This window comes from Paucibacter sp. M5-1 (genome assembly GCF_027498415.2).
Classification (GTDB): domain Bacteria; phylum Pseudomonadota; class Gammaproteobacteria; order Burkholderiales; family Burkholderiaceae_C; genus Roseateles_E.
Window position 1 is genome coordinate 3940929 of the sequence record NZ_JAPZLM020000001.1, and the last position, 12835, is coordinate 3953763.

Genomic DNA, 12835 nt, shown 5'->3' on the forward strand with positions numbered 1-12835 from the left:
CTCTCAAGCAACCCGCCACGGCTCGCCCTGGCGGGTTTTTGCTTCTCAGGATTGCCCGCTGCGGTGCGCGCGGGCTATAAGCGCGGCAGGCCCCAAGACCTGCGGAGACAAGCGCCATGCAAGAAGCCCCCTTCTTCCCCATCATCTATGTCCGCGGCTATGCGATGACCGAGGGCGAGCGCGACGAGACGGCGGCCGATCCCTTCTGCGGCTTCAATCTCGGCTCCACCGTCTACCGCGCCAGCACCGACAAACGCGACCCGCCGAAGAAGTTTGTCTTCGAGTCGCCGCTGCTGCGGCTGGCGGCCGAGTTCGGCTATGGCGATGTCTACGAGAACGGCCTGGGCATCACCGATCCCGACTGGCAGCCGCGCGCCGGCCACACCGGCCTGCCGGCCCGTTCGGTCATCATCTACCGCTACTACGACAGCGGCTCCAGCCTGTTCGGCGACGGCAAGCCGCGCGATATCGAGGACTACTCGCGCGGCCTGTCCGAGCTGATCCTGCGGGTGCGCGAGCTGGTGGTGGCGCAGGAGGGCATCGCGGCCAAGGACTTCCGCTGCTATCTGGTCGCGCACTCGATGGGCGGCCTGGTGGTGCGCGGCTTCATCCAGAACCCGGCGCTGGGCAGCGACGAGGCGCGCCATGCGGTCGACAAGATCTTCACCTATGCGACCCCGCACAACGGCATCCAGCTGGCCGGCCTGAAGGTACCCGGCTGGTTGTCCTTCAACGACATCAACAACTTCAATCACGAGCGCATGGCCGGCTACCTGAATATGCAGGCGGTCTACAAAAAGCACCAGCGGGTCGACTTCCTGCCGCAGGAGGCGTTTCCGATCGAGCGCATCTTCTGCATGGTGGGTACCAACCGCAATGATTACGAGGCCGGCATGGGTATCTCGCGCGCCTTTGCCGGCAATGGCAGCGACGGCCTGGTCAAGGTCGAGAATGCCTCGGTCTGGGGTGTCGACAAGCAGCTCAACGTCACCAAGACCTGCGCCACCGCCTATTGCTACCGCGCCCACTCGGGCTACTACGGCATCGTCAACAGCGAGGAGGCCTACCAGAACCTGTCGCGCTTTCTGTTCGGCGATGTGCGGGTCGACATCTGGATGCAGGTCGACGAGGTGCGGCTGCCGCAGAAGATCGAGGCCGAGGCCGATGTGCAGGCGCTCTACCAGTTCGAGCTGATGGCGCGGCCGCGCGGCAAGCGCTGGTTCCTGAGCCGCCGGACCACCGAGGAGGACTCGCCCGCCTGCCGCACCCACCAGCAGCTGAGCCAGCAACAGGCCAGCGGTGGCAATATGGTCTATCTGTCCAGCGTCTTCCTGGCCAACCGCGCCAAGATCAGCAGCCATGACCGCACGCTGGCCTATGCGATGGACGTCGGCGTGCGCGTGCCCGATTACCAGGTCAACAAGCGCTTCTGGCCCGACCAGCATTTCGAGGGCAGCCACCTGTTCCGCGACAGCCTGCTGATCTCGCTGGAGCCGCCGATCAGCGCGGGCGGCGACTGGCGCATCCTGCACAGCTGGGAGAGCCAGCGCATCGGTGTGGCGACCCAGGCCCTGACCTATGAGGCGGTCAAGGGCGGCGGCATCCGCATCGAGGTGGAACTGCCGGCCGGCAGCAACAAGCCCGGCATCTCGGGCAAGGTGCTGCTGATCGTGTCGGCGTGGAATACCTGAGGCTGGGGCAGCGCCTCAGCTTGCACAAGCCTGCCGCACCGCCCGTTCCCAGTTCGCCATCAGCTCGGCCGCGCGCTCGCGCGGCATCGTCGGGCGGAACACCCGCCCGGCCTGCCAGTTGCCGCTCAGCGCATCGAGATTGCTGTACAGGCCCGAGGACAGGCCGGCCAGATAGGCCGCGCCCAGCGCCGTGGTCTCGATGACCTTGGGCCGCACCACCGGGATGCCCAGCAGATCGGCCTGGAACTGCATCAGCAGATTGTTGACGCAGGCACCACCATCGACGCGAAGCTCCGAAACCGGCGCGCCGCCGGCGGCCACTGCGTCGCGGCTCATCGCCAGCAGCAGGGCCGCGCTCTGGAAGGCGATGCTCTCCAGCGCCGCGCGGGCGATATGGGCGACGGTAGAGCCGCGTGTCAGGCCGACGATGGCGCCGCGCGCCTCGGCGTTCCAGTAGGGCGCACCCAGGCCGGTGAAGGCCGGCACGAACATCACGCCGCCGGCATCCGGCACGCTCTCGGCCAGGCCCTGCACCTCGCCGCTGCCTTTGATCGCCTGCAAGCCGTCGCGCAGCCATTGCACGACCGCGCCGCCGATGAAGACGCTGCCCTCCAGCGCGAACTCCGGTGTCGTGCTCGCCTGCGCGGCGCTGGTGGTGATCAGGCCGTTGCCCGAGGTCTGGAACTGCGCGCCGGTGTGCATCAGCATGAAGCAGCCGGTGCCATAGGTGTTCTTGGCCATGCCGGCCTTGAAGCAGGCCTGGCCGAACAGTGCGCTCTGCTGGTCGCCGGCGATGCCGCCAATCATGATCTCGGCGCCCAGATGGGCGGCGCTGACGCGGCCGAACTCGAAGGCCGAGGGATGGACCTCGGGCAGCACCGCGCGCGGGATGTCGAGCAGGGCCAGCAGCTCATCGTCCCACTCGTTCTTGTGCACATTGAACAGCATGGTGCGGGCCGCATTGCTGACATCGGTCGCATGGACGCGGCCGTCGGTCAGCTGCCAGACCAGCCAGCTGTCTATCGTGCCGAAGGCCAGCTCGCCGCGCTCGGCCTGTTCGCGTGCGCCGGCCACGTTGTCGAGAATCCACTTCAGCTTGGTGCCGGAGAAGTAGGCATCGATCACCAGGCCTGTCTTGCGCTGCACCAAGGGGGTCAGGCCTTGTTCGCGCAGCGCGGCGCAGGTCGGCTCGGCGCGGCGGTCCTGCCAGACGATGGCGTGATAGATCGGCTGCCCGGTCTTGCGGTTCCACACCACGGTGGTCTCGCGCTGATTGGTGATGCCCAGGGCCTTGATGTCGGCGGCTTTCAGGCCCGCCTTGGCCAGCACCTCGCGGGCGGTGGCCAGCTGGCTGTGCCAGATCTCCTGCGCGTCGTGCTCGACCCAGCCGGGCTGCGGATAGATCTGGCGGAACTCGCGCTGCGCCATCGCGACGATATGGCCCTCGGCGTCAAAGACGATGGAGCGGGAGCTGGAGGTGCCCTGGTCCAGGGCGAGCAGATAGGTCATGGCTTGGTTGTCCCGTCGTTCAGTCGGCCAGCACCAGTTCGACGCCGGCATCGGCCAGCAGCGTGGGGTAGGGCTCGGGCGGCGACTCGTCGGTGAAGAGTAAATCGATCTGCGGCAGCCGTGCCACCTCGGCCATCGCCGGGCGGTTGAACTTGCTGTGGTCGGCGGCCAGCCAGACCTCGCGCGAATGCTCGATGATGGTCCGCGCCACCATCACCTCGCGGTAGTCGAAGTCGCGCAGCGAGCCGTCGCTCTCGATGCCCGAGATGCCGATCAGGCCGATGTCGACCTTGAACTGGCGGATGAAGTCCACCGCCGCCTCGCCGACCACGCCGCGGTCGCGCTGGCGCACCGTGCCGCCCACCATCACCAGCTCGCAGTCGGGGTTGTCGCTGAGGATGGTGGCGACATTCAGATTGTTCGTGATCACCCGCAGACCCTTGTGGTGCAGCAGCTCGCGCGCCACCGCCTCGGTGGTGGTGCCCAGGTTCAGGATCAGCGAGCAGCCGGCCGGGATGCGCGCTGCGATCGCGCGCGCGATGCGCGCCTTGCCATCGGCCTGCAAGGCCTGGCGCTGGCGGTAGGCGATGTTCTCGGTGGTCGAGGCCGGCACGCGCACGCCGCCGTGGAAACGCGCCACCAGGCCGGCCTCGGCCATGCGCTGCACATCGCGGCGCACGGTCTGCAAGGTCACGCCGAATTTCTCGGCCAGGGCCTCGACGCTGACCGAGCCGCGTGCGCGCACTTCCTGCAGCAAATCGTTCTGGCGGGGATTCGGAATCATGGGATGGCGAGCGCGTCGACGCACTTTTTTGGGGTGTGGGCGAGCCTAAAGCGAACTAAAACGAACCGTCACAGGGGTTTTCCCTCAGATGAAACGCACCAAAACGAGCTAAAAAGAAAAAAGAAGAACAAAATAGCGAACTCATTGAACCCGCTTTTGTTCGCCAGGAGACTCGCTTTGACCGCCAATCCATCGACCGCCCCGAGTGCCATGCCGCAGGCCGCGCCGGACCGCTACGACGTGCTCGTCGTCGGCGGCGGCATCAATGGTGCCGGCATTGCCCGCGACCTGGCCGGGCGCGGCTGGAAGGTGCTGCTGGCCGAGCGCGACGACTTCGCGGCCCACACCTCGTCCTCGTCGACCAAGCTGATACACGGCGGCCTGCGCTATCTGGAGTACTACGAGTTCTCGCTGGTGCGCAAGGCGCTGCAGGAGCGCGAGGTGCTGCTGAAGAGCGCCCCCCACATCATGTGGCCGCTGCGCTTCGTGATGCCGCATGACGCGGCGATGCGGCCGGCCTGGATGATACGCATCGGCCTGTTCCTCTACGACCACCTGGCGCGTCGCGAGGTGCTGCCGGGCTCCACCGGGGTGAACCTGCGCACCTCGCCGGTCGGCAAGCCGCTGAAGCCGAGCTATACCCGTGGCTTTGTCTATTCCGACGGCTGGGTCGACGACGCCCGCCTGGTGCTGCTGAATGCGCTCGATGCGCGCGAGAAGGGCGCCGAGTTGCTGACGCGCAGCATGGTCACGGCCGTGCAGCGCGACGCGGAGGGCTGGACCGCGACGATTGCCACGCCCACCGGCGAGCGCACCGTGCGCGCCCGCGCCCTGGTCAACGCTGCCGGCCCCTGGGCCGAGAGTTTTCTGCGCGGCATCGCGCGGCCGGCGCGCGGCGAGGCGCTGGCGACCAAGAGCCTGCGCCTGGTCAAGGGCAGCCACATCATCGTCAAGCGCTGCTTCGAACACGACCACGCCTACATCTTCCAGAATCCCGACAAGCGCATCATCTTCGCGATCCCGTACGAGGGCGACTACACGCTGATCGGCACCACCGATGTCGAGCTGCCTCCGGATGCCTTGGCAGGCGCTACACCCGAAACACGCAAGGCCAGGATCGACGAGAACGAGATCGCCTATCTGTGCGAGCAGGCCAGCCGCTACTTCGCCAAGCCCGTCACCCGCGAGGATGTGGTCTGGAGCTATGCCGGCGTGCGCCCGCTGCTCGACGACGCCTCGGGCGATCCCTCGGCCGTCACACGCGACTACCTGCTGGAGACCAACACCCAGGGCGCGCCGCTGCTCTCCGTCTGGGGCGGCAAGATCACGACCTTCCGCAAGTTGGCCGAGGATGCGGCCGATATGGTCGGCGGCATGCTCGATCAAGGGCCGGAATCTGGGCGCAAGCCCTGGACCGAGCACGCCCATCTGCCGGGCGGCGATCTCTCGTCCTGGATCGGCGCGGCGCAGCGTCCCGACACCGACTTCGAGCGCCTGGTGGCGGCGGTGCAGAAGCGCCATGCCTATCTGCCGCCGGCGCTGGCGCGCCGCCTGAGCCGGGCCTATGGCGCGCGGATCTCTCGCGTGCTGGGCGGCGCGGCCAGCCTGGCCGAGCTGGGGCAAGAGGTGGCCCCGGGACTGTTCGACATCGAGCTGCGTTATCTGCAGCGCGAGGAATGGGCCCGCAGCGCCGACGACGTGCTGTGGCGCCGTTCCAAGCTGGGCCTGCATTACACCGAAGCCCAGCGCGCCGCCGTGGCCGCCTGGTTCGAGACCAATACCGTTGGGAAAGACTGAACGATGCAACTCGATATGCAGGGCATCAGCCACCGGGTCGGTGCGGCAACGCACCTCTACCCGCTGGACCTGAAGCTGCAAACCGGCGCGGTCACCGTGCTGCTGGGCGCGACCCAGGCCGGCAAGACCACCTTGATGCGATTGATGGCGGGCCTGGACCGGCCCACTGTCGGCCGGGTGATGGCCGACGGCGTCGACGTGACCGGCGTCGCGGTGCGCGAGCGCAATGTCGCTATGGTCTATCAACAGTTCATCAACTACCCGTCGATGACGGTGCGCGACAACATCGCCTCGCCGCTGAAACTGCGTGGTGGAATGGACCGCGCCGCGATTGCCAAGCAGGTCGATCAGCTGGCCGAGCGCCTGCATATCGAGATGCATCTGGACAAGCTGCCGGCCCAGCTCAGCGGCGGCCAGCAGCAGCGCGTGGCGCTGGCCCGCGCGCTGGCCAAGAACGCCCCGCTGATGCTGCTCGACGAGCCCCTGGTCAATCTGGACTACAAGCTGCGCGAAGAGCTGCGCGAGGAACTGAGTCAGCTCTTCGCCGTCGGCGGCTCCACCGTGGTCTACGCCACCACCGAGCCGGCCGAGGCCTTGCTGCTGGGCGGCTACACGGCCGTGATGGACGCCGGCGAACTGCTGCAGTACGGGCCGACGGCCGAGGTCTTCCACCGCCCGGCCTCGCTGCGCGTGGCCCGTGCCTTCAGCGATCCGCCGATGAATCTGCTGCCGGCCACCGGCCAGGGCGGCCGCATTGATTTGATGCCGGGCCTGGCCCTGGAGCTGGCGGCCGAAATGCCGATTTCAGGTCCGGTGACGGTGGGCGTGCGCGCCAGCGCGCTGCGCGTGCAGACCCGTCCGGGCGATATCGCGATCAAGGGCAGCGTCGAGCTGGCCGAGATCTCGGGCTCCGACACCTTTGTCCATGTGCACAGCGAGCTCGGCTCCCTGGTGGCCCAGCTGACCGGCGTGCATTACTTCGACCTGGGTGCGCCGATCACGCTGTACCTGCAGGCCGCGCAGGCCTATGTCTTCGGTGCCGACGGCGCGCTGATGCTGGCTCCCGACAGAAAGGCTGGCCACTGATGGCACGCATCGACCTCGACCTGGCCCACGCCTACAAACCCAACCCTCAGCAGGACAGCGACTACGCGCTGCTGCCGCTGAAGATGAGTTTCGATGATGGCGGCGCCTATGCCTTGCTGGGGCCCTCGGGCTGCGGCAAGACCACCATGCTCAACATCATCTCCGGCCTGGTCCAGCCCTCGCATGGCACGGTGACCTTCGACGGCCGCGATGTCACCCGGCTGTCACCGCAGGCGCGCAATATCGCCCAGGTGTTCCAGTTCCCGGTGATCTACGACACGATGACGGTGGCCGAAAACCTGGCCTTTCCGCTGAAGAACCGCGGCGTCGCGCCCGAGAAGATCAAGGCCCGGGTCGGCAAGATCGCCGAGATGCTGGAGATGAGCGGCCAGCTGAACCAGCGCGCCGCCGGCCTGACGGCGGATGCCAAGCAGAAGATCTCGCTGGGCCGCGGCCTGGTGCGCGAGGACGTCTCGGCAGTGCTGTTCGACGAGCCGCTGACCGTGATCGACCCGCATCTGAAATGGCAGCTGCGTCGCAAGCTCAAGCAGATCCACCACGAGCTGAAGCTGACCCTGATCTATGTGACCCACGACCAGGTCGAGGCGCTGACCTTTGCCGACCAGATCGTCGTGATGACGCGCGGCCGCGCGGTCCAGGTCGGCAGTGCCGATGCGCTGTTCGAGAAGCCTCAGCATATGTTTGTCGGCAACTTCATCGGCTCGCCGGGCATGAACTTTCTGCCGGGCCGCTTCAAGGCCGGCGTGCTGCAGATTGCCGGGCAAGACCTGGCCCTGGACTTCGGCGTGCTGTACCAGCAGCTGGAGCGCGCCGGCGAATTCACGCTGGGCGTGCGGCCCGAGTATGTGGAGCTGGTCGGCGAGGGGGCGGCCGGCGCGCTGCGCGCGACGGTGAGCAAGGTGCAGGACATCGGCACCTACTGGCTGATCAGCGCCCGCGTCGGTGAGGTTGACATCAAGCTGCGCCTGAATGCGCAGGACCGCCCGCCCGCCGCCGGCGACGCGGTCTGGCTGCAGGTGCTGGGAACGCACACCTGCTTCTACGGCCGCGATGAGCAGTTGCTCAACGGTCACCACCCCAAGCAAGAGGCTCATCAATGAAGCCCATCAATCAAAAAGCCTGGTTCCTGGTCCTGCCGGTGTTCCTGTGCGTGGCCTTCTCGGCCATCCTGCCGCTGATGACCGTCGTCAACTATTCGGTGCAGGACATCATCTCGCCCGAGCGCCGCGTCTTTGTCGGCACCGAGTGGTTCGCCGCGATGATGCGCGACGAGGAGCTGCATGCCGCGTTGTGGCGCCAGCTCGGCTTCTCGCTGGCGGTGCTGGCGGTCGAGATCCCGCTGGGCATTGCGCTGGCGCTGTCCATGCCGGCCCAGGGCTGGAAGTCCTCGGCCGTTCTGGTGATGGTGGCGCTGTCGCTGCTGATCCCGTGGAACGTGGTCGGCACCATCTGGCAGATCTATGGCCGTGCCGACATCGGCCTGATGGGCGCCGCGCTGCAATGGCTGGGCATCGACTACAACTACACCGGCAACGCCACCGACGCCTGGCTCACCGTGCTGCTGATGGATGTCTGGCACTGGACGCCGCTGGTAGCCCTGCTGGCCTTCGCCGGCCTGCGCTCGATCCCTGATGCCTACTACCAGGCCGCGCGCATCGACGGCGCGAGCAAATTCGCGGTGTTCCGCTACATCCAGCTGCCCAAGATGCGCGGCGTGCTGATGATCGCGGTGCTGTTGCGCTTCATGGACAGCTTCATGATCTACACCGAGCCCTTTGTGCTGACCGGCGGCGGGCCCGGCAATGCGACCACCTTCCTGAGCCAGTACCTGACGACCAAGGCGGTCGGCCAGTTCGACCTCGGCCCGGCCGCCGCCTTCTCGCTGATCTATTTCCTGATCATCCTGCTGCTGTGCTTCATTCTCTACAACTGGATGCAGGCCCTCGGCCAGGCTGAAAAGGAGCCGCAACATGGATGAAAAACGTTTCAAGAAGCGCTCGATTTTTCTGATCGCCTACCTGCTGTTCGCTCTGCTGCCCATCTACTGGATGGTCAATATGAGCTTCAAGACCAACGAGGAAATCCTCTCGAGCTTCAGCTTCTTCCCGGACAACTTCACCTGGGCCAACTACGTCACGATCTTCACCGATCCCTCCTGGTACTCGGGCTATATCAACAGCCTGATCTATGTGGGCATCAACACGGTGATCTCGATCAGCGTGGCGCTGCCGGCCGCCTACGCCTTCAGCCGCTACTCGTTCCTGGGCGACAAGCATGTGTTTTTCTGGCTGCTGACCAACCGGATGACACCGCCGGCGGTGTTTCTCTTGCCCTTCTTCCAGCTCTACACGACGATGGGCATGATGGACACGCACATCGCGGTGGCGCTGGCCCATCTGCTGTTCAATGTGCCGCTGGCGGTGTGGATTCTGGAGGGCTTCATGAGCGGCATCCCGCGCGAGATCGATGAGACCGCCTATATCGACGGCTACAGCTTCCCGCGCTTCTTCGTGACCATCTTCCTGCCGCTGATCAAGGCCGGCGTCGGCGTCGCGGCCTTCTTCTGCTTCATGTTCTCGTGGGTGGAACTGCTGCTGGCCCGTACCCTGACCAGCGTCAACGCCAAGCCCATCGTCGCGACCATGACCCGCACCGTCAGCGCCTCCGGCATGGACTGGGCCACCTTGGCCGCCGCCGGCGTGCTGACCATCGTGCCGGGCGCCATCGTGATCTGGTTTGTCCGCCACTACATCGCGAAGGGTTTCGCGATGGGCCGAGTTTGAGGAGCCGCTGATGTTTGAATGGATGTACTGGACCACGCCGGTGGCGGTGTTCTTCGTCTGCATCGTGCTGATGCTGGCCGGCATGACGGTGTGGGAGCTCAAGTCGCCCACCGTGATGCGCAAGGGCTTTCTGCCGATGAAGACCACGCGCGGTGACCGGCTCTTCATCGGCCTGCTCACGGCCGCCTATATCAACCTGGCCTTTGTCGGCCTGTCCGGCCGCATGGCCGAGTGGTGGGCGCTGGAGAGCGATCCCAGCATCTGGATCAGCTTCGTGATCTCGATGGCGGTGCTGGCCCTGATCATGCGCAAGGGCTGAGCGCGGACCGAGGGCAAGCCCTGCGGCTTGCCCGACGCCGTGCGAAGGATCGGGCGCCTGCAAGCGCCCGAGCTAGACGGGTTTGATGGATTCGGCCCCCTCCTCCCCCGGGGCCGCATCACGCTGTTCGGGGGATTCATCAGAGGAGACAAGAGTAATGATGATGCAGCACAAGAAGTTTTCAGCGCTGGCCGTCGCCGCCGCGCTGGCCGTTGGGGCGTCCGGCGCCTGGGCCGGCGAGCCCGAGGCCAAGAAGTGGATCGACGCCGAGTTCCAGCCCAGTACGCTGAGCAAGGACCAGCAGATGGCCGAGATGAAGTGGTTCATCGAAGCGGCCAAGAAGCTGCAGGCCAAGGGCGTCAAGGAGATCTCGGTGGTGTCCGAGACCATCACCACCCACGAGTACGAGGCCAAGACCCTGGCCAAGGCCTTCAGCGAGATCACCGGCATCACGGTCAAGCATGACCTGATCCAGGAAGGCGATGTGGTCGAGAAGCTGCAGACCTCGATGCAGTCCGGCAAGAGCATCTACGACGGCTGGATCTCCGACTCCGACCTGATCGGTACCCACTACCGCTACGGCAAGATCATGAACCTCACCGACTACATGGCCGGTGCGGGCAAGGAATACACCAACCCCGGCCTGGACCTGAAGGACTTCATCGGTACCAGCTTCACGACCGCGCCCGACGGCAAGCTCTACCAGCTGCCCGACCAGCAGTTCGCCAACCTCTACTGGTTCCGTGCCGACCTGTTCGCGCGCAAGGACCTGCAGGACAAGTTCAAGGCCAAGTACGGCTACGACCTCGGCGTGCCGCTGAACTGGAGCGCCTACGAGGACATCGCGGCCTTCTTCAGCGAAGACGTCAAGACCATCGACGGCAAGCCGATCTACGGTCATATGGACTACGGCAAGAAGGACCCGTCGCTGGGCTGGCGCTTCACCGATGCCTGGCTGTCGATGGCCGGCACCGCCGACAAGGGCATCCCGAACGGCATGCCGGTCGATGAATGGGGCATCCGAGTCGCGGCCGACAAGTGCACGCCGGTGGGCGCCTCGGTGGCCCGTGGCGGCGCCACCAACTCGCCCGCCGCCGTCTACGCGCTGACCAAGTACGTGGACTGGATGAAGAAGTACGCGCCCAAGGAAGCCACCGGCATGACCTTCGGCGAAGCCGGCCCGGTGCCCGCCCAGGGCCAGATCGCGCAGCAGATCTTCTGGTACACCGCCTTCACCGCCGACATGACCAAGCCGGGCCTGCCGGTGGTCAATGCCGACGGCACGCCGAAGTGGCGCATGGCGCCCGGCCCGAACGGCCCGTACTGGAAGGAAGGCATGCAGAACGGCTACCAGGACGTGGGCAGCTGGACCTTCTTCGCCAACCACGACGCCAACAAGACGGCCGCCGCCTGGCTCTATGCCCAGTTCGTCACCGCCAAGACCACCAGCCTGAAGAAGACCATCGTCGGCCTGACCCCGATCCGTGAATCGGACATCCGTTCCAAGGCGATGACCGATATGGCGCCCAAGCTCGGTGGCCTGGTCGAGTTCTACCGCAGCCCCGCCCGCGTGGCCTGGACGCCCACCGGCACCAACGTCCCCGACTACCCCAAGCTGGCCCAGCTGTGGTGGAAGAACGTGGCCCAGGCCGTCACCGGCGAGAAGACCCCGCAGGGCGCGATGGACACGCTGGCCGAGGAGATGGACCAGGTGATGGGCCGTCTGGAGCGCGCCGGCATGGCCAAGTGCGCGCCCAAGCTCAACAAGAAGGAAAGCAACGCCAAGTGGCTGAGCGACAAGGGCGCCCCGTGGGCCAAGCTGGCCAACGAGAAGCCCAAGGGCGAGACCATCGCCTATGACAAGCTGCTGAACGCTTGGAAGGAAGGGCGCGTGCGTTAAGCAGGCCTCGCACGACCTAGCCAAGAAGCAAAGCGTCGCCCTCGGGCGGCGCTTTTTTTCTGGGCGCGCCAGCCCAGACACGAGCTTAGGGCAGACGAACAAGCAGCCCTTGCCCGACCGGGGCGCAACAAACCGACCTGCAATCTGTGAGCCCAGCGTTGCCGACGTAAGCAGCTATTGCACGGGTGACAAATCTGGGCGAATGGCGGCATCGCGATCGGGACAATTGCTGCCCATGCATCACCCTCGAATCCTTCGCCCCACCGCTGTCCGCGTTTGGGCAGTGCTGGCCCTTGGTTTCAGCCTGCTGCTGGCAGCCTGTGGCGGCGGCGGTGGCCCTGACGAGAGCCCGAACAGCGCGGCCGAGACGTCAGCCCCTGCCGCATCCTCCCCGGCAGCATCCGCACAGACCGCCGCCGTGCAATGCGAGCTGCCCGATTTCCAGGCCGAGTTGCTGCGCCTGGTCAATGACAGGCGCGCCCGTGGCGCGGCCTGCGGCGCCGAGACCTTGGCGGCCGCGCCGGCGTTGGTCTGGCAGACCGCTATCGCGCAGGCTGCGGCCCGGCATTCGCAGGACATGGTGGACAAGAGCTTCTTCAGCCACACCGGCTCGGACGGCAGCAGCGCCGGCCAGCGCCTCAGCGCCAGCGGCTACGCCTGGAGCCGCTGGGGCGAGAACATCGCCTATGGCTACAGCAGCAGTGCGGCGGTGGTTGACGGCTGGATGAAGAGCGAGGGCCATTGCCGCAACCTGATGAGCCCGGCCTTCAGCGAGATGGGGCTGGCCTGCGTGCGGCAGAGCCAGGGCAATCCCGGCAGCACGGTGCGCTGGGCCTGGACCCAGGTGCTGGCAAGCCCACGCTAGGGCCGGCCGGCCATTCATACAAGCCAACCCTCAGCTCGCCGCCGCCGGCTCGCGGCGGCCGCCCGGGCCGGCCACACTGG

The 12835-nt window shown here is 66.3% G+C and carries 11 protein-coding genes; 9 read left to right on the forward strand and 2 right to left on the reverse strand.

Features of this window, described 5'->3' with window-relative positions; all coding sequences use genetic code 11:
- The first annotated feature begins 116 nt into the window (after positions 1 to 116).
- Positions 117 to 1691: an esterase/lipase family protein gene (locus O5M90_RS18600; RefSeq protein ID WP_269839905.1), complete on the forward strand. Its 1575-nt coding sequence runs from the start codon at positions 117 to 119 to the stop codon at positions 1689 to 1691.
- 15 nt (positions 1692 to 1706) lie between these two features.
- Here the strand turns inward: O5M90_RS18600 and glpK are convergent, their stop codons facing one another.
- Together glpK and O5M90_RS18610 are read right to left on the reverse strand one after the other, a co-directional pair.
- A complete protein-coding gene (gene glpK, locus O5M90_RS18605; protein WP_269839906.1) occupies positions 1707 to 3200 on the reverse strand; it encodes a glycerol kinase GlpK in 1494 nt (497 codons plus the stop codon).
- Positions 3201 to 3219: 19 nt separating this feature from the next.
- Complete coding sequence (locus O5M90_RS18610) at positions 3220 to 3984, reverse strand: DeoR/GlpR family DNA-binding transcription regulator (RefSeq protein WP_137943878.1); 765 nt, start codon at positions 3982 to 3984, stop codon at positions 3220 to 3222.
- 210 nt (positions 3985 to 4194) lie between these two features.
- On the opposite strand from O5M90_RS18610, the gene glpD reads away from it, so the two are divergent.
- From glpD to O5M90_RS18650, 8 genes are all read left to right on the forward strand, one after another.
- Positions 4195 to 5781 (forward strand): glycerol-3-phosphate dehydrogenase, encoded by a 1587-nt coding sequence (glpD, locus tag O5M90_RS18615; RefSeq protein WP_269840099.1) that lies wholly within the window; start codon positions 4195 to 4197, stop codon positions 5779 to 5781.
- Between the two features lie 3 nt (positions 5782 to 5784).
- Complete coding sequence (locus O5M90_RS18620) at positions 5785 to 6867, forward strand: ABC transporter ATP-binding protein (RefSeq protein WP_262971886.1); 1083 nt, start codon at positions 5785 to 5787, stop codon at positions 6865 to 6867.
- Complete coding sequence (locus O5M90_RS18625; RefSeq protein WP_269839907.1) at positions 6867 to 7988, forward strand: ABC transporter ATP-binding protein; 1122 nt, start codon at positions 6867 to 6869, stop codon at positions 7986 to 7988. Before O5M90_RS18620 ends, O5M90_RS18625 begins: the two co-directional genes overlap by 1 nt.
- A complete protein-coding gene (locus O5M90_RS18630; protein WP_269839908.1) occupies positions 7985 to 8866 on the forward strand; it encodes a carbohydrate ABC transporter permease in 882 nt (293 codons plus the stop codon). The genes O5M90_RS18625 and O5M90_RS18630 overlap by 4 nt, the downstream gene beginning before the upstream one ends.
- Complete coding sequence (locus O5M90_RS18635) at positions 8859 to 9671, forward strand: carbohydrate ABC transporter permease (RefSeq protein WP_269839909.1); 813 nt, start codon at positions 8859 to 8861, stop codon at positions 9669 to 9671. Before O5M90_RS18630 ends, O5M90_RS18635 begins: the two co-directional genes overlap by 8 nt.
- A 10-nt stretch (positions 9672 to 9681) precedes the next feature.
- Complete coding sequence (locus O5M90_RS18640; RefSeq protein ID WP_137943883.1) at positions 9682 to 9990, forward strand: DUF2160 domain-containing protein; 309 nt, start codon at positions 9682 to 9684, stop codon at positions 9988 to 9990.
- 163 nt (positions 9991 to 10153) lie between these two features.
- Positions 10154 to 11890, forward strand: coding sequence for an ABC transporter substrate-binding protein (locus O5M90_RS18645; RefSeq protein ID WP_440402517.1), 1737 nt, complete (start codon positions 10154 to 10156; stop codon positions 11888 to 11890).
- A 418-nt stretch (positions 11891 to 12308) separates the two neighbouring features.
- Positions 12309 to 12755: a CAP domain-containing protein gene (locus O5M90_RS18650; RefSeq protein ID WP_269839910.1), complete on the forward strand. Its 447-nt coding sequence runs from the start codon at positions 12309 to 12311 to the stop codon at positions 12753 to 12755.
- Positions 12756 to 12835 lie beyond the last annotated feature (80 nt).

Excerpts from the sequence above, each read along its gene's own strand:
- O5M90_RS18600 (WP_269839905.1), top strand. The coding sequence starts at position 117 with ATGCAAGAAGCCCCCTTCTTCCCCATCATCTATGTCCGCGGCTATGCG.
- glpK (WP_269839906.1), bottom strand. The coding sequence starts at position 3,200 with ATGACCTATCTGCTCGCCCTGGACCAGGGCACCTCCAGCTCCCGCTCC.
- O5M90_RS18610 (WP_137943878.1), bottom strand. The coding sequence starts at position 3,984 with ATGATTCCGAATCCCCGCCAGAACGATTTGCTGCAGGAAGTGCGCGCA.
- glpD (WP_269840099.1), top strand. The coding sequence starts at position 4,195 with ATGCCGCAGGCCGCGCCGGACCGCTACGACGTGCTCGTCGTCGGCGGC.
- O5M90_RS18620 (WP_262971886.1), top strand. The coding sequence starts at position 5,785 with ATGCAACTCGATATGCAGGGCATCAGCCACCGGGTCGGTGCGGCAACG.
- O5M90_RS18625 (WP_269839907.1), top strand. The coding sequence starts at position 6,867 with ATGGCACGCATCGACCTCGACCTGGCCCACGCCTACAAACCCAACCCT.
- O5M90_RS18630 (WP_269839908.1), top strand. The coding sequence starts at position 7,985 with ATGAAGCCCATCAATCAAAAAGCCTGGTTCCTGGTCCTGCCGGTGTTC.
- O5M90_RS18635 (WP_269839909.1), top strand. The coding sequence starts at position 8,859 with ATGGATGAAAAACGTTTCAAGAAGCGCTCGATTTTTCTGATCGCCTAC.
- O5M90_RS18640 (WP_137943883.1), top strand. The coding sequence starts at position 9,682 with ATGTTTGAATGGATGTACTGGACCACGCCGGTGGCGGTGTTCTTCGTC.
- O5M90_RS18645 (WP_440402517.1), top strand. The coding sequence starts at position 10,154 with ATGCAGCACAAGAAGTTTTCAGCGCTGGCCGTCGCCGCCGCGCTGGCC.